Source organism: Thermococcus aegaeus (assembly GCF_055393685.1).
Window position 1 is genome coordinate 701,961 of record NZ_AP042464.1, and the last position, 16,200, is coordinate 718,160.

The 16,200-nt window shown below is 43.7% G+C and carries 13 protein-coding genes and 1 tRNA gene; 5 read left to right on the plus strand and 9 right to left on the minus strand.

Features of this window, described 5'->3' with window-relative positions:
* Position 1 precedes the first annotated feature (1 nt).
* Positions 2-2,302, plus strand: coding sequence for a TRAP transporter permease (locus ACZ5NL_RS03865; protein WP_464843016.1), 2,301 nt, complete (start codon positions 2-4; stop codon positions 2,300-2,302).
* Here ACZ5NL_RS03865 and ACZ5NL_RS03870 read toward each other — a convergent pair.
* From ACZ5NL_RS03870 to ACZ5NL_RS03880, 3 genes are all read right to left on the minus strand, one after another.
* On the minus strand, positions 2,292-2,474 hold the full coding sequence (locus tag ACZ5NL_RS03870) for a hypothetical protein (RefSeq protein WP_464843017.1): 183 nt from the start codon (positions 2,472-2,474) through the stop codon (positions 2,292-2,294). The two genes, ACZ5NL_RS03865 and ACZ5NL_RS03870, sit on opposite strands and share 11 nt — an antisense overlap.
* 4 nt (positions 2,475-2,478) lie before the next feature.
* Entirely contained in the window at positions 2,479-2,628 is a 150-nt protein-coding gene (locus tag ACZ5NL_RS03875) for a hypothetical protein (protein ID WP_464843018.1), read from the minus strand.
* 63 nt (positions 2,629-2,691) lie between these two features.
* On the minus strand, positions 2,692-3,888 hold the full coding sequence (locus ACZ5NL_RS03880; RefSeq protein WP_464843019.1) for a hypothetical protein: 1,197 nt from the start codon (positions 3,886-3,888) through the stop codon (positions 2,692-2,694).
* 85 nt (positions 3,889-3,973) lie between these two features.
* Between ACZ5NL_RS03880 and ACZ5NL_RS03885 the strand changes: the two genes are divergently transcribed.
* The gene (locus ACZ5NL_RS03885; RefSeq protein ID WP_464843306.1) at positions 3,974-4,561 is read left to right on the plus strand and encodes an RNA ligase partner protein; all 588 of its coding nucleotides are present in this window, start codon (positions 3,974-3,976) and stop codon (positions 4,559-4,561) included.
* Here ACZ5NL_RS03885 and ACZ5NL_RS03890 read toward each other — a convergent pair.
* Positions 4,558-4,737, minus strand: a complete 180-nt coding sequence (locus ACZ5NL_RS03890; protein WP_464843020.1) for a hypothetical protein — start codon at positions 4,735-4,737, stop codon at positions 4,558-4,560. The genes ACZ5NL_RS03885 and ACZ5NL_RS03890 overlap by 4 nt on opposite strands.
* A 72-nt stretch (positions 4,738-4,809) precedes the next feature.
* On the opposite strand from ACZ5NL_RS03890, the gene ACZ5NL_RS03895 reads away from it, so the two are divergent.
* Positions 4,810-5,262 (plus strand): N-acetyltransferase family protein, encoded by a 453-nt coding sequence (locus ACZ5NL_RS03895; RefSeq protein ID WP_464843021.1) that lies wholly within the window; start codon positions 4,810-4,812, stop codon positions 5,260-5,262.
* 11 nt (positions 5,263-5,273) lie between these two features.
* Here the strand turns inward: ACZ5NL_RS03895 and ACZ5NL_RS03900 are convergent, their stop codons facing one another.
* The 3 genes from ACZ5NL_RS03900 to ACZ5NL_RS03910 all read right to left on the minus strand — a co-directional run bounded on the left by ACZ5NL_RS03900 (position 5,274) and on the right by ACZ5NL_RS03910 (position 12,296).
* The gene (locus tag ACZ5NL_RS03900; RefSeq protein WP_464843022.1) at positions 5,274-5,846 is read right to left on the minus strand and encodes a PH domain-containing protein; all 573 of its coding nucleotides are present in this window, start codon (positions 5,844-5,846) and stop codon (positions 5,274-5,276) included.
* Between the two features lie 80 nt (positions 5,847-5,926).
* On the minus strand, positions 5,927-9,022 hold the full coding sequence (locus ACZ5NL_RS03905) for a PKD domain-containing protein (protein ID WP_464843023.1): 3,096 nt from the start codon (positions 9,020-9,022) through the stop codon (positions 5,927-5,929).
* 346 nt (positions 9,023-9,368) lie between these two features.
* Positions 9,369-12,296: a PKD domain-containing protein gene (locus ACZ5NL_RS03910; protein WP_464843025.1), complete on the minus strand. Its 2,928-nt coding sequence runs from the start codon at positions 12,294-12,296 to the stop codon at positions 9,369-9,371.
* Positions 12,297-12,618: 322 nt separating this feature from the next.
* On the opposite strand from ACZ5NL_RS03910, the gene ACZ5NL_RS03915 reads away from it, so the two are divergent.
* Positions 12,619-13,401: a BtpA/SgcQ family protein gene (locus tag ACZ5NL_RS03915; RefSeq protein WP_464843026.1), complete on the plus strand. Its 783-nt coding sequence runs from the start codon at positions 12,619-12,621 to the stop codon at positions 13,399-13,401.
* Between the two features lie 239 nt (positions 13,402-13,640).
* Entirely contained in the window at positions 13,641-15,830 is a 2,190-nt protein-coding gene (locus ACZ5NL_RS03920) for a hypothetical protein (protein ID WP_464843027.1), read from the plus strand.
* Here ACZ5NL_RS03920 and ACZ5NL_RS03925 read toward each other — a convergent pair.
* A complete protein-coding gene (locus tag ACZ5NL_RS03925) occupies positions 15,827-15,982 on the minus strand; it encodes a hypothetical protein (RefSeq protein ID WP_464843029.1) in 156 nt (51 codons plus the stop codon). The genes ACZ5NL_RS03920 and ACZ5NL_RS03925 overlap by 4 nt on opposite strands.
* A 66-nt stretch (positions 15,983-16,048) precedes the next feature.
* A tRNA-Gly gene (locus ACZ5NL_RS03930) sits at positions 16,049-16,126 on the minus strand.
* Positions 16,127-16,200 lie beyond the last annotated feature (74 nt).

Genomic DNA, 16,200 nt, shown 5'->3' on the forward strand with positions numbered 1-16,200 from the left:
TATGGAAATCGAAGAAAAATTTGAAAAGGCAGAAGAGATAGTGCTAGAAAAAACAAGAACCCTTCCCCCAAAACTTGAGAATGTGATAAAAATAGCCGCAATCTTAATAGGCATCTACGAAATCCTCTTCATATTTAACTTCAACTATACCCTCTATGATCTCTTCTCGAAAATGGGGATAAGCATTTCCCCACTAAGGATAACCTTCCAGACAAAGCAAGGAGAAGCCTTTGTCCTGGCAATGATTCTCTTAATAACATACCTTCTCTACCCAATAAAGAAGAAGGAGCAATACCTCAAAAAAGTCCCATGGTATGACTATATTCTAGCAGCCCTTGGGGTTATTTCTTCAATGTACCTGTTCTTTGTGTATCAAAGGTATGCTACATACGCAGAAGTATACATGACAGATGTCGTTTTTGGTGTAATGGCAATAATATTGGTGCTGGAAGCCACAAGAAGAGTACTTGGATGGGTTCTTCCGCTTGTTGTAGTTGTGTTTTTGCTTTATGGAATAAACAACATAGGATTTAACTGGATCAGGTTTACCCAGCAGCTGTATTTTGACGAGGGGATCTTTGGAATTCCATTCTTTGTTATGACAATATATGTCTTCGCTTTTGTATTCTTTGGAGCATTTTTACTAAAAATTGGAATAAGTGACTACATAACGGAGTTCATGATATCGCTCTTTGGCTCCCGTCCGGGAGGACCGGCTAAATCTGCAGTTGTCTCAAGTGGGCTAATGGGAACCGTAAGCGGCTCAAGTGTTGCCAACGTTTTAACTACAGGAACTTTCACCATACCCCTAATGAAAAAAGCGGGTTATCCACCAGAGGTTGCCGGAGCCGTTGAGCCCGTTGCCTCCACTGGTGGACAGTTAATGCCTCCTATAATGGGTGCAGCTGCTTTTATTATGGCTGAATTTCTTGGAATCCCTTATAACAAGTTAATCATAGCGGCTGTGCTCCCCGCTTTGGTTTATTATTCGGGTGTCTATTTATTCATAGACCTAGAGACAAAGAGACTTGGATTAAAAGGAATGCCAAGAGAGAAATTTGCGCCTCTTAGTTATTTCATTAGAAAGCTCTACATACTACTTCCAATAGCCGTTATTACAGTGGCATTAGTTTGGGGAATTCCCCCGCATATCTCTGCAATTTCCTCTCTGGGGATAGCAATCTGGGTTGCTTGGATATCAAAGGACAACATCAAAGGACACGAAGGGATTTACGTAGCTTCAGTTATAATAACCACGATACTTATGTTTACTGGCAGAGAGATAGCATCCCCTGTGACACTAGTCCTTATTCTGCTCGCATTGTCTTTAATAGCACTTTCCTTTTCAACCAAACTGCTGGAATTCAACGAAAAACTGTACATAAGCTTGCTCTTCATTCTGTTTATAGCCCTAACTAAGTACCTAGGAATGAGAAAAGAGCAAATATTACTGATGAGCGGTGTCATGGGAATAGTTTTCTCACTAATAGTGGGATATATCTCAAAAAGCGAGGATGGCAAGAAAATGTATTCAGCCACCTACGAATCCATGATCGATGCTGGGAAAACAAGCACAAGTGTAATGCTGGCAGCAGCAAGTGCTGGACTCATTCAAGGTGTACTTACAATGACGGGATTAGTGACAAGTTTGGGATACAAGTTAATCGACTTAACGGCAGGAAACCTTTGGCTTTTACTCGTATTAACAATGGTGTTCAGCCTAATCTTAGGAATGGGAGTGCCGACAACAGCAAACTATATCATAACATCTCTTGTGGCTGCTCCAGCAATATACAATGCAGTATTGGGCTTACAACCCTACAGCTCTTCAGTCCCTGGATTTACAACCCCAATAGCATTGTTAGCAGCACATTTCTTTGTATTCTACTTTGGGATACTCGCCGATGTTACTCCACCAGTAGCTCTAGCCTCTTATGCAGGCTCAGCTTTAGCGGGAGGGGACTTTTGGAAGACAGCAATGAATGCCGTGAAATATGCCTTGGCTGGATATATCGGCCCATACATCTATTTCAACCACCCAGAAATGTTCTTAATAACTGTAGAGAAGTGGACGGCAACGACAGCTCTCCAAGTACTTTACGATTTTGGGGCTACCCTTTTAGTCATGTACCTGTTGGCGATATCACTTACCGGCTGGTTCCAGAAAAACCTTAGAAAAGAGATAAGAGCGGTTATTGGAGTAATAGGCATTGCTGCAGCAAGTCTCCATATAATCCCGGTTGCAATTGGGGTGGTAACTGTCATAGGACTTAAGCTTTTTGGGAAAAAGCTTATGGGCTGACTTCTTCTTTTGTTTTTTGCAGTTCCTCAATTATTGATTGAGTGAGGTTTTGAATGTTCTGAGCAGCATTTAAGACTGTTCTTCTAATGAGTTGAACCACAATGAAGATTATAACGATAACAATGGCTATCATCATCAAGTACTCTATAGCTGCCTGAGCATTCCTTTTCATTATTTCATCCTCCGAGAGCTTGGGCTATCTGCTTAGCAACAAAACCTGAGGCTATTATAAAGCCAATTGCGACTGCAGAGGTTATTATCACAAACTCAACTATCTTGTCTAAGATATATATGAGTATCTTCTTCTCTTTTTCATCGAATTCCATATAATCACCGCTTTTAAAATAATGCATGAAGAATTAATAAACCTTTAGGTAAAAAATAAAGAGTTAATAGAGCATGACTTCAAAGCCAAGTTCACTTAGCAGGTCAGCAAGTTCTTCGCTGTCTACATACACAAGAAGATGGTGATTTCCAAGGGTTCCATCGATGAAGTCTTTTGCCTCCACAAGTTTGAGCTTCATTTGAGTCCTACACCTGTGTTCGCTCTTTTCCTGTTCTACAACTTCAACACCTGCCACCACGGCCTTTCTACCCCTAATTTTCAGAAGAGATGCCTTTCCCCGAGGAAGACTTACGGCTACTCCAACTCCCTTTCCGCTCTCAAAGTGAGATCTAAGAATGTAATCGCTTATCAATGGTGCTGTGCAGTGTGCTAATATTATGTGATTTTCTCCATAGTCCGCTATATTGCCCATAAAAGCAGGTTTGTCGAAGAATTTCCTTACTAATACCATTCCTAGTAGGGAGTTTAGTTCTCCTTCACACGCAGCGGGAATTCCTTCAGCGTTGAACATTGCCAAAGCCAAGCATGGAGTAGCTTTAAGCTTGTTCAGCATTTCAAAACATCCTATTGCAAATCCATCCAAATTATAGTCGTCAATTATCCTCCTGAGAGCCACATATATCCTACCCGCTTTTACAAGGTCTTCCCGCTGAGGTTCCTTGATCTCCTTAGCTTTTGCGATTATTTCTTCGATAGCTTTCCATCCTTCAGCTTCTGTCGTTGAGTCATAATACTCATAGAACTTCTTCAGGCTTATATGCACATAAGGGACTTCAAACTTTTCGTTTATAAGCCATACAGATGTTCTTCCAATCAGCCCCAGTCTGAGGTTTAGGAACTTACTCAACATATCTTCCATATCTTCATAACCCAGAATAGCAGCTTTAAGTTCCTCAAAGCTTTTCACCAATGTTGCTGGAATTAACCTATCTCTAAAGTATTCTCTAAGCTCTATTGCCGCGGCAATTGAGTTGTTAAATGGATCCCCATAGAGAATCACCGGTTTTCTGTAGTATGCAAATTCCTTGAGGGGATTCTCAGTACCTCCGGTTAGGGGATACAGAACTATAACATCGACATCCTTGAAGTCTACCTCTCTTGTTTCTGACTTTGAGGATACAAACGCTCCTCCCTCAATTTCAAATTCATTAGCAAGCTTCATCAAAAATTCAGAAGCTTTCTTTTCAAAGGCTTTTGGATTTGCCAGTTCACTAATTCCAAAGGCTACTCCCACTTTCATCTTACAACCTCCAATAATGGTTAAAGACACTGAAATTTAAGGTTACCGTTTTAAAGCCAAGGGACAATAATAAATTGTGGTAAAGATGATCCGCTTTGTACTTGACACGAGCATCTTTGTTAATCCAGATATTAGAAATAAGTTCGGAGAAAACCCTACTGAGGCTATGAAAAAGTTTTTAGAGTATGCGGAGAGGCTTTTTGGGAGAGTTGAATTCTACATGCCTCCGGGTATCTACAAAGAGGTAACTCACTTTGTTGAACTCGAAGAGGTTTCTCCTGATATTGAGCTTTATATAATCAAAAAGCCTCCCAACGTACATGACATTAAAATACCGGCTTTTGTCGTTTATGAACTCATTGATGATATTAGAAGAAGGATAGATAAAGGCCTTAGGGTTGCCGAAAAGGCCGTGAGAGAGAGTGTAATCGACACACAGAATGTGGACGCAATAATCCAGAGACTCAGGAGGAACTACAGGAGAGCTCTACGAGAGGGGATCGTGGATAGTAAAGAAGATTTCGAGCTTATTCTCCTAGCTAAAGAACTCGATGCAACAATTGTTTCTGCAGACGTTGGAATTTTAACGTGGGCCCAGAAGATGGGAATAAAATGGATAGATGCTGCAAGGTTTAAAGAAGTTCTGGATGAACTCGTGGAGAAGATCGCTTAGTCGTCTTCCCAAATACTTCTCCACTCAAATTCATTTTCTTCTTCCTCTTCGGCTTGTTCAATCTCAACTTTAGGCTCCTCCTGATGACCCATTAAAGCTAGCCATAAAAAAGCAAAAGGGCCCGTGAGGATAAGAAGCATGATAAGTACCAATACTTTCTTTTGCCTTTCGTTCATGCTTTAATATTAGCTTTCATAAGTATATGAAGGTTTTTATAGGCGATAGAAAAACTTTCTTTAGGTGGGAAAATGAATAATCTCATTATCAGGAAAGCTCAAGAGTCGGATTTATACCAAATCAAAACCCTCATGCTGGAACTCATTGAAAGTCTCCAGAACAAAGAGGGCATAGAGGAGGATAGCATCTTTGAGAACTGCAAGGAAATTCTAAAGGCCCCTCTTTCACATCTATTAGTCGCAGAATTAAACGGAAAAATAGTAGGAGCCCTTCACTTAAACATCCGCAAGACAATTCTTCATCCTGCTCCCTCTGGATTAATTGATGAGCTCGTTGTATCTACCGAGCACAGAGGCCATGGAATAGGAAGTAAACTAGTAGAGGCTGCTGTAGAACTGTGTAGAGAATTGGGGTGTACTGAAGTTGAGGTAAGCACAGAGATTAACAACTTCAAGGCAAGAGAGTTTTACAAAAGCATGGGGTTTGAAGAAATTGGAAGTTTATTAGAGATGGAGTTGGAGTGAAAAGGAAAAGCTCAAATCTGCTCCAAAAGTTTTTTCCTCTTTTCCTCGTACTCCTCCTGGGAAAGAACTCCCATATCATAAAGCTCTTTAAGTTTTTTGAGTTTTTCGAGAGGATCTTCTTCAGGCTTAGAGATTCCAATGCCCCTTTCCATCCGTATACCTCTACTCACAACTTCCCTCGGCTTGTGAATAATCCACTCCTCACTCATCAAATGCTTCTTCCTCTCTATAGAAACTGGTTCAACTGCTATCTCGTTTAGTGCATCCCTTATCGATTCTATAGCTTTCCTTGCTTCCTCTTTATCCATCCTCTGCAACCTAATTTCACTCCCATCTTCCTTTTTAATCAGAAACTCAGAATACAGTTTTCCTACTTTAACATACACCTGCTCGAGCTTTTCGTAGGGAATTGCAGTCAAATCGTATCTTCCCAAAATCTTCTCATCAATATACATAATTCTCCTATCCGTCACTACAAGCCACTTTGGCTTTGCTTCAAGGCTGAACTTTTTCCTTATTGCATAAAGGACTTCTTCATTGGGAAAAAGATTTTCCAAAATACCCTTAGGGAGCTCTTCCTTCATACAATTCACCTCTTTAGATTTAACTTAGAAGGTATATAACCTTTCCATTAAAAACAGAAAAAATAGAATAAGAGAAAAATTCACTTTTTCCTTCTCAATAGCAATGGAACAAGAACAAAAGCCAAAAGTATACCCACTCCACAGGTGCCTCCTTGAGCTGTTGAACTCGGGGTTCCTGAACTTGAGGATGCTTCTTGAGTTTGAGTTGATGAGGTAGAAGGTTCTGGTTGAGTTTCTTCTGTAGTTGTTGTAGTTTGTGCTGTCGTTGTTGAACTTGTAGAAGATGTTTCAGTTGGTGTTTCTGTTTGGGTCTGTGTATGAGTCTCAGTAGTCGTTGTGGGGGTTGGAGTGACCTCGACCACGGTTATCGTGATCCTCCTGACGTCCTCGCCCCCACTGTTGTCCCTTACCGTCAGCGTCACCGTGTAGTTGCCGGCAGTGGAGAATACATGAGTGGGTTCGGCCTCGCTTGAGGTGGAGCCGTCCCCAAAATCCCAGCTCCAGCTCACGATGCTTCCATCCCTATCTGTGGATTTATCCGCAAAGCTCACCTCTTCCCCAGCCTTCGGATCCTTTGGAAGGAAAGTGAAATCTGCTGTGGGAAGATAGTTCTTTGGCCCTACTACAATCTCCTTTGTATAGCTACCCTTGAGTCCACTTTCATCCTCAACAGTCAGCATCACCGTGTAAGTGCCAGGAGTTGAGTAGGCATGCCTTGGGTTCTTCTCATTCGAGAAGCTTCCATCCCCGAAGTTCCAGATCCAGCTCACAACACTTCCATCTGGATCACTAGAGCTGTCTATGAAATTCACTTCATCGTCAACCTTTATCTCAGATGGCGAGTAGCTGAAGAGGGCGTTCGGTTTTTCATTGTGTTGTACGTTAATTGTCGCTGTGCACGTCGAGTTAGCATTCCACGGGTCGTAGACCGTCAGAGACGGTTTGTAAGTGCCCACTTCAGTATAAACGTGCCTCAGCTCGGTGTAGTTGCCCTCGAGGGTTGAGCCATCGCCGAAGTCAAATTCCCACCGCATTGAACCATTCTCGGGGTCGTTGAAGTTTAAACCAAAGCGGACCTCAAGGGGCATCTTGCCGATGCTCGGTGTTGCGCTTATGGAGCACTCAGGCGGTTTGTTCATGGCTATGATGGCGTTGAGGTTGAGCTGGAAGATTCCAAGGTTTATGAAAATCGGGCTCTGCTCCCTCGTCTCGTAGTATGACCCCTTGCTCGGGACGTAGAAGTCGAGGACGAGATGGCCATCTTCGCTGTCGGTGTAGATGACGCCGGTGGCGTTGTACCACTTGCTCCTGTCGTCTATCCTACCCTCGTAGGCGACCAGCACGGAGGTCTCGTTCGAGAACGTGACCTCGTGGGTCGTCAGCTTCTCGTAGCTGTAGTCGCCCTGGACGGAGCCCTCAAACCCCGTGAGGACCTTGCTTCCCAGCGTGCCGCTGAAGGAGAGAGACACCCCGACGGAGAACGTGTTGGCCTTCTTTTCCCAGTTGAGCTGCTTCATGTACTGCTCGTAGGAGCTCTGGACGTTGCCCGCCTCGATGGTGAAGATACCGAGGAGCCTGCTTGCGTCGTAGTTCTTGAGGTCCGTTATCCTGGTCGGATAGGTGTTGATATCACCTATCTCGTGGAGGTCTGAATCGTAGTTCTGGAAGTGGACGTTGGGCGGCCCCTTGGGTATTGAGACAAGGACGTACTGCTGTTTGCCGTTCACCACAGCGAGCTCGGGCGGCGATATTATGGGGAATTCGTAGACGTCGTAGTCCGTGCTCACGTAAATGGCCCCGTCCGCCATGTCCGCGAGCATCTTCTGGGTTATCGCGGTTTCGTAGCTCTGGCCGGTCTCGCGCTGGAGCTTCTGGCCGATCATGGTCTTCAGGCCAATCTTGTACTTGACGATTCCCGGTACGTTCTGCACGAACTCGAGCTCCGCGGTCATCTTCATGTCCGAGGTGGCTTTGATTGAGGCGGTGGTCTTCTGGGTCTGCTTGCTCGTGTACTCCGCGTAAAATGTTCCGCTCTCGTTCATGGCGTCGTAGTCAACGGGCGGGGCGTTTATAACCGCCAGAACCTGGTTCACCACATGGAGTGTGGCCTTGTTGGGCGGGCCGAGGACTATGGAGTCGCCGTTAACGTCTCCAACCGCTAAACCCGCCCCGTAGGTGAACTCTGTCTTGAGGCCGTTGGGGCCGTTTAGAAGGTCGCCTATCATGTTGTAAACCCTGACCCTGCCATCCTGGGAGGCCCACACTATCTCGTCGAGGCCGTCGCCGTTGACGTCGCCAACCACCATCCTGTCGCCCTTGCGGAAGTTTATCGGGAAGTAGCTGAGCTCCCTGAGGGAGTAGGCGTTGTTCCTGTAGTCTATGCTGAAGACGTGGATTCCCCCCTTCGCCCCGCCGTTGTCGTTGTCCTGCGTGGCTATGACCAGCTCCTCCCTGCCGTCGAAGTTCACATCGCCTGCACTCACCTCGTCCCTGTCCGTGAGGTCAAAGTACTCGCTGACGTCGAGGGACGTCCTGTAGGTGAGGGCTCTGGCAGGGGTTGAGAGATCCCAGTCTATGATGTGGAGCTTGTTCTCGTCGTGGTCGGCCAGTATGATCTCTTGGAGATCGGTCTCGTCATCGACGTCAATGGTCACGATACTGTCTCCATACTCGAAGTCACTAGCCCCCTCCAGCTCAGCCTTGCCCAGGGGCTGAATGTATGCCACACCTATCCATATAAGGGCAATACTGTCGTCGCTCCTATCCGCAAAGACTAGCGTGTGGGAACTCCCCGTTCGCATACATGCCAAATCGTCCCCTGCCTCAAAGTCCACGTCCTTCTTGAAAAGCTCGTTCCCGTACATGTCGTAGGCGTAAATCTTGTCCGTGCTCCTGTCGCCTTGGATTATCTCGTCCTTCCCGTCCCCGTTAATGTCGCAGGCTATAAGCTCGTCCCACTTCTCGTAACCGGTGTGGAACTGCACCACGTAGCCGCCGCTCTCGTTCTCGTAGCCCCAGATGTAGTCCCCCCTATCACCGATGATGATCTCGTTATTCGGTATCATCGTGCCGCCCTGGTTGTCGAGAAAATCAACTCCTTGAGCATTCACAGGAAAAATGAATACGTTAAATAAGAAGAAAAACAAAAAAAGGGCGTAGATATTCCATTTTTTCATGGTATTTCTCCCCCTTTATTAATATGAAACAAGCCTTCACGAGTTTACCAGAACAGCAAACTCAATGAAGACTATATCCAAATTATGCTTTAAAAATATATAAAATTTTTTGTCTGATATTTTAATATGTTCCCAATAAAGTATTACATATATACAGTATATTTAGACAAACAAACACCCTAATGGTGAAAAAGCCCTGCTTTATCTGGTTCTTATCTTTACACCAAAGATTTTGAAGAAATCGTTGAACATACTATAAGCGAGGTAAAAAAGCTTGAAAAAGCAGGTTTCGACGAAGCCCTTTCACTTTTCACTTATAAACATTGCAAAAATATAAAAGAAAGGATTATTTTTTCCTTCTTAAAAGTAGAGGAGCAAGGGATAAGATTGTCAGCATCCCCAAACCACATATCCCTCCAGTTGCACTTGAGGTTTGAGTTTGTGTTGGTAAAGTGCTTGAAGTTTCCTGAGTAGTCGTTGTTTCCATGGGTGGGGAAGCTTGAGTTCCTCCTACCATGATCGTAAGCCTTTTAGCATCCTCCGCTCCTTTGTCATCTCTAACAGTTAGAGTAACCGTGTAATTCCCCTCACTTGTGTAGATATGGCTCGGCTCTACCTCCGTAGAAGTGCTCCCATCACCGAAGTCCCACTCCCAGCTCACAATGCTTCCGTCTTTATCGTAAGACTCATCTGCGAAGCTCACCTGCTCTCCTGATTTGGGCTCATGTGGAAGAAAACTAAACTCAGCAGTGGGGGGATAGTTCAGCGGTTCAATAACTATAGTTTTCAGGTACGTGTTTCTCATACTTTCATTGTCCTCTACAGTGAGTTTTATTGTATAAACACCCGGGGCTGAATAAGAGTGAGTGGGATTGGGTTCTCTGGATACCGTACCATCACCAAAATCCCACTCTACTCTTGCTATCGTCCCATCTTCATCCGCCACAGCACTTGTAAAGTGAATCTCCTCCCCCTCTTTTGCCCTATCCCGAGAGGGGGTGAAAGAAACTTTGGGCAAATCGTTTTGGACTATTCTAACTGTTTGAGTACAATTCACCTTCCGCCCCCACAGATTCTCGGCTTCAAAAAGTATTGTGTAAGTTCCGGGATAAATGTACCTATGGGAAACCGTCGCGCTTACGTTTCCTGTATTTTTCAGGAGAATGCCATCTCCAAAGTCCAGTGTCCAGTTTTTGATGCCACCCTTACTTGATGCAAAGATACTTACACTAACATCAGCAGGGACTTTGTTTGAAGAAGAAATGATGTTCATCTCACAAACCGGTTCATATAGCCTAGAGAGAGTTGCCTCTCTGTAACTAAATCCCAAGGGACTTACGTCTCTTTCTTGATAATAGGAACCCTTGCTGGGAACGATGAAATCAAGTACAAGGTGACCATACTCCTTGTCCAAATAAACAACCGCTGTTGTGTTGTACCACTTTTCAGGATCTTCTATCCTTGCTTTGTAGTCTATATAAACCTGCGTTTCATTAGAGACTGAAACTTCATGGGTGGTTATTTTGCTCTCACCATAATATCCGTGGGTGCTTAAGTCCATGCTTCCAAACGGCCCCAATGGGAAATTATATTTACTATCTGCTGAAGCAAATACAGAGTAAGAGTTTTCGCTTTTCTCCCAATAGAAATCACGCATGTAGAATCCACCGCCACCCTCAACTTCTCCGGCCTCAATTGTGTACTTGAAAAGCTCATTTTTTGCCTCGTATCCGGGCAATTCCTCAAGATGTACAGGATAAGTGTTTATATCTCCAATCTCATGGACTTCAGACTTATAGTTACCCAAATGGACATTTGGCTTTCCTTTTGGGACTGTGACCATAACGTACTGTTGCTCGCCGTCTATAACAGCAAGCTCAGCGGGACCTACTATTGGAAATTCATAGACATCATATTCTGTGCTAACGTAAAGGACTGCATCTGCCATATCAGCTCTTATATTGTATACCTCAGAGGTGGTATGAGATTCACCACTGGCTTCAAGCTCCCTCCTTGTTTTTGTCTTCAATGACTCCTCTACCTTGTTCATCACTAGATAATTGGTCTTAGTCGTGATGCCGTATGTAAACGAAGCGTCCGAAACTGCTTTCACAGAAACCGAGACTATTCTGGTGTTCCCCATTTGGTAGGTGGCATAAAACAGGCCAGGCGCGTTTATAACGTCAAAATCAACTGGTGGTGCATTTACTATAGCGATAACCCTGTTTGTAATACTCATTCTGCTTTGTACTGGAGGTCCAACGATGATCGAATTCCCATCGATGTCTCCTACAGCTAAACCACTGCCATACTCAAATTTAGCCTCGAAGCCATTTGGAGCATTTAAAAGCTCCCCGATGTAGTTGTAAACTTTTATTCTTCCATTTTGACTTCCCCAGACTATCTCGTTGACGCCATCCCGGTTAACGTCTCCAACTGCAATCCTATCCCCTTTCTCATACTCGATCCCAAAATAGCTTATCTCGTATTGGAGGTAATTACCTCCTTCCTTTCTAATGCTAAAAACATGTATTCCCTTAGAAAGACCCCCGTTATCATTGTCCCTTGTTGCTATGATAATCTCATCGAGTCCATCCAAGTTCACGTCACCAGCAACAATCTCATCTCTACCCGTAAGGTCAAAGTACTCATCCGTCAAAAAGCTCATTACGTGATTCCCATACATGTCGTATAGTGTAACAACATTTTTGCTGTGATCCCCAAATATTATTTCTGCTTTTCCGTCCCCATCTACATCCCCAACTGCGATGCTGTCTTCATTTGAAAAATCTATCGTAAATTTACTCAGTTCTTTAAATGTCCCGTCATATACTTTTAGAATGTCTCCTCTATCTGCAAACACAATTTCTTCCTTTCCATCTCCATTCAAGTCCCCTACTGCAATGTCATCTCCTGCCTCAAAATTTACATCTTTTTTCCCAAGTAGCTCCCCGGTTTTTGTGAATATGTAGATATCGTCGCTACTTCTGTCCCCATGAATAATTTCATCCTTGCCGTCTCCATTCACATCTCCCGCTGCCATTTCGTCCCACTGCTCATAATTTCTCTCGAATTCACTAAGAAAAGCTCCAACCTCATTTTCATAGATAACGATCTTGTCTCCTCTGTCACCAAGCAGTATTTCGTCGTCTTTTATGAGAGTTCCAGATATCCCCTGTATAAGATTAGCTTCCCGTGCTTGGACTCCTGAAAGAAAAGAAGTAAAAAAGACTAAAACCACTAAACCTATGAAAAAACTTTTCCAAACCCTCATATTTTTCGCCTCCCGATCAAAAATGCTCGCCAAAAGAGCAAGCATTTATATTTAACTTAATATTATTTGTTAAACTAAAATAGTAACTTGAAATATTTATAATTTTTGGTTATAGAAATGTCATAATATAGCAAAGAGCCATTATACTTAATCAAAAAATCACCATAATAAATTTCCAAATAGAAACGAGAGGCAAAAACCCTGCTTTGAAAATCCATAAAATTCTTCAATAATACACTCAAACGAATATCCCCAAATAGCAAAAGCCCCAGTGAGGAAAATTTATTACCTAAGACATGCTTTTATATTTCAGGTGACTCATATGAACTTCGAACAAAAAGTGCTGATTGGAATGGTTCATCTTAAGCCCTTGCCAGGTTCTTACCTTTATGACGGAAATTTTGAAGAAATCGCTGAACATGCTATAAGCGAGGCAAAAAAGCTTGAAAAAGCAGGTTTCGACGCAATAATGATTGAAAACTTCAACGACATGCCTTTTTCAAAAACCGTTGAACCTATAACTGTGGCCTCCATGAGCATCATTGCAAAGGCCATTAAGGACGAGATTTCCCTTCCTCTTGGCATAAACGTTCTCAGAAACGATGCAGTGGCAGCGTATTCAATAGCGTATGCTGTTGGAGCAGAATTTATAAGGGTTAACGTTCTTAGCGGAGTAGCTTACACCGACCAGGGGATCATTGAAGGAGTGGGCAATGAACTAGCTAAACTTCGAAAATTACTTCCCTCAAAGATCAAAGTCTTTGCAGATGTTCATGTTAAACACGCCTATCACTTCGGAGATTTTGAAGAGGCACTGATTGATACGATTGAGCGGGGACTTGCTGACGGCGTGATAATAAGTGGAAAGAGAACTGGAAGTGAAGTAGATTTAGAAAAGCTCAAAAAAGCCAAAGAGCTTTCAAAAGTTCCTGTTCTGGTAGGTTCTGGAACCACTTATGATAATTTACCAAAACTGTGGAAGTATGCTGATGGATTTATAATTGGAACATGGATCAAAAAAGAAGGGAGGGTTGAAAACGAAATCGATTCAAGACGAGCAAAGAAACTCACTGAACTGGCAAACAAACTACGGAAAAAAGGTTAGGAGCCACTTCATTATCCCGTTATAGTCCATTAAAATCTACCCAATCCCTGATTTTCTCAAGGCAGTGAAGCATTATAAACGAATCACATATGAAATTTTGTTCTACTAAATAGGCTCAAAGAGGTAATGAGACATTACTTATTAGGGAATAATATCCTAAACTTACTATAACCAATGTCAATGTAGAGCTTTTCAATTTTCTAACTTTTAGTACATTCCCTCAAGGGAGGTGTTGATTGATGAAAAAAGGTTTAGCACTGCTAAGTCTAATCCTCACTTCAAGCCTAATGCTCTCTTCTACCGCTGCCCACTTTGATCCGCCAGCCCCTCCCGCAATAATGATCACTGTGTGGCTAGTGGGAGTTTCAGTCACGGAGGACATGGACGATGGATGGAACGGCTTCACTGACATAACGGGAACATACAAAGTCTCCCATAGCAATCACGAGAGCCAGACAGGGGATTTAGGGATTATATACTACGACTGGGATACCCTCAACGGGGGAATAGGATACATCAAAAAGCGGCTTCTGTACTCCCACAGAGAGTGCACCCCAATGAACGAAGTGACGGTAGAGTTCAACTTAGAGGAGTACAACAGCGTATTTGCAAACGGTAAGATAGGTTCGGGTTCCATAAAAGTGGCAAAACCGGGGACGTACATGGTAAAAGCCGGCAAAGGCAGGGCCCTAATAGAGGTAAGCGTGACAAAAACACCAATTGCCGCAGGAGAGTGCTCTTACTTCGAAGATCAGCCAGCCGGCTACGCCAGCAGTATAGTTACAAGTTCCGGAGGCTACGTCTACGACTGGCAGCTGGCGAACATGATGAACATGTGGATAGCCAACAGAACGGGCTACGCAAACATGGTGTTCATCTTTAACCAGTGCTTTGCCGGAGGCATGATTGATGATCTCAAAGAAAAGCTAAAGGGGACAGGAGATGCAGCATTTCTTGGCGCGTCAAAGCATAGTGAGTCGTCGTGGGGACTTGGCGATAACTACGACCCCAACAGATGGGTAGAGATGAAGAAAAGGGGATACACCCGACCTGAGGACTACTATGCAAAGGAGATTGGAGAAGAGCTGGAAAAAACGGGAAAAGATGCACCGACGATGAAAGAAATGGCAAAGAGAGCGGAGCAACAGGATCCACGTGGTCCCTATGGACTTAAATTCAAAGAAACACCCCAGTACACATCAATTGGAAATGGAGACAAAATAAAAATAGGAAAGAAAGCTGACGGCTCCGACGTCAGAAGCAAGCATGCAATCTTATTCGCAGGCAACCCGAACGCGAAGAGACACTGGAACGACCTCAACAGGGCATACAATGCGCTTAGAAAGCAGGGGTTCACCGATACGGACATAATCGTCCTGGCAGGTAATGGAAAGACGATGCCTGGAGGGGGCAATGCGCCGGGCTACGTTGATGGACCCGGAACCAAAAAAGCCCTCTACGAGGCGATAGTCAACGTAAGCAAAAAAATGAACAAGGATGAGCAGCTTATATTCTGGGTCTCTGACCACGGGAATAGGGAGAGGTTAGAGCTAACCGTGTTGAATGAAATTATTGACCCCGTAAAAACACCGATTCCTCCAAAGAAGACTGCAAAAAGGCCAGAACAGGTTTCATGGGATCTGGATGAGGAATTTTTGCGGACAATGCAGCTTGACCCCGACAATCAGCCCTACGTGAGCGTACTTATTGAGGCCACTCCAGAGATTCAGGAGCAGTTGGAGAGACTCCTTAGAAACGTTGAACTCTATGTAAACAAGAACCAATTGGAACTTACACTCGTGGAGCCAACAGTCGCCTACGACACTGACCCGGATTTGGATGCTTTTGAGCTCGTTTTCTCCGTGGAGGAAGATATGCTCGGATCGGAAAACCTTATCGAGGTTGGCTGGGGAGGAAACCCGGAGGAATTCATAAAGTACCGCATAATAGGACTGACGATAAGCACGGGAGCCATAAACCAGCTGGAGGCTGAGTTTGAGGGGGTTGAGGAGGAAAAAGAGAGAACACTCTTCGAGATTTTAAAGGACTACGTTCCAACTTACAACGAGAATGCAGGAAAATTACCTGGAACGATTAAAAGAATAGCTGGAAACGAGCGTATAGACCTCGAGATAACCCTAGAAAATAAGAGCAAGCTCAATATAGGCATCGTAACTGAAGACGGACATATATCTGAATTTTCAAAGGGAAGAATTTCAGAGCCCACAATGAGAGTGTGGACTACAGAAGATGTTGCGAGAAGGATTATAGACTCAGAAAACCCAACAAAAACTGGGATTTATGCACTAAAAATGGGAGAGATAAAATACAGCGGTGTTGGATTTCAGAACTCACTGAAGATCCTTGGTGCAAAGATCATCATGAGAATCTATAGATTTGTGGAGATTATTGGAGATATTGTTGGTTAATCTTTTTCTTTTTCAAGTTTTTTGATTATATACTCCGCATACCATTCAGGCCAGTTTTCATCTCTCTTTCCAAGTTTTTTCTCATATTCAGCATGAGACTTCTCAGTTTCCTTTAAAAGCCTAACAAGTTTTTCTTTAGTGAGATTGCACATTAGCACCACCCATAAGAAAATGAAACTGTTAGTGTTTAAGAATCTAATGGAGAAAGAAACTATTTGTGGTGCGGTGGCCGGGATTTGAACCCGGGTCACCGGCTTGGAAGGCCGGTGTCCTAGACCAGGCTAGACTACCACCGCATCTCACCGAACATTGGCTGTTTTAACATGAGTGGATTTGGATTTATAAAGTTTGCGATAAGGAAGCTTTTTAA

Bases quoted from the DNA above. Each gene is read 5' to 3' on its own strand.
- ACZ5NL_RS03865 (WP_464843016.1), top strand. From the start codon at position 2: ATGGAAATCGAAGAAAAATTTGAAAAGGCAGAAGAGATAGTGCTAGAA.
- ACZ5NL_RS03870 (WP_464843017.1), bottom strand. From the start codon at position 2,474: ATGAAAAGGAATGCTCAGGCAGCTATAGAGTACTTGATGATGATAGCC.
- ACZ5NL_RS03875 (WP_464843018.1), bottom strand. From the start codon at position 2,628: ATGGAATTCGATGAAAAAGAGAAGAAGATACTCATATATATCTTAGAC.
- ACZ5NL_RS03880 (WP_464843019.1), bottom strand. From the start codon at position 3,888: ATGAAAGTGGGAGTAGCCTTTGGAATTAGTGAACTGGCAAATCCAAAA.
- ACZ5NL_RS03885 (WP_464843306.1), top strand. From the start codon at position 3,974: ATGATCCGCTTTGTACTTGACACGAGCATCTTTGTTAATCCAGATATT.
- ACZ5NL_RS03890 (WP_464843020.1), bottom strand. From the start codon at position 4,737: ATGAACGAAAGGCAAAAGAAAGTATTGGTACTTATCATGCTTCTTATC.
- ACZ5NL_RS03895 (WP_464843021.1), top strand. From the start codon at position 4,810: ATGAATAATCTCATTATCAGGAAAGCTCAAGAGTCGGATTTATACCAA.
- ACZ5NL_RS03900 (WP_464843022.1), bottom strand. From the start codon at position 5,846: ATGAAGGAAGAGCTCCCTAAGGGTATTTTGGAAAATCTTTTTCCCAAT.
- ACZ5NL_RS03905 (WP_464843023.1), bottom strand. From the start codon at position 9,022: ATGAAAAAATGGAATATCTACGCCCTTTTTTTGTTTTTCTTCTTATTT.
- ACZ5NL_RS03910 (WP_464843025.1), bottom strand. From the start codon at position 12,296: ATGAGGGTTTGGAAAAGTTTTTTCATAGGTTTAGTGGTTTTAGTCTTT.
- ACZ5NL_RS03915 (WP_464843026.1), top strand. From the start codon at position 12,619: ATGAACTTCGAACAAAAAGTGCTGATTGGAATGGTTCATCTTAAGCCC.
- ACZ5NL_RS03920 (WP_464843027.1), top strand. From the start codon at position 13,641: ATGAAAAAAGGTTTAGCACTGCTAAGTCTAATCCTCACTTCAAGCCTA.
- ACZ5NL_RS03925 (WP_464843029.1), bottom strand. From the start codon at position 15,982: ATGTGCAATCTCACTAAAGAAAAACTTGTTAGGCTTTTAAAGGAAACT.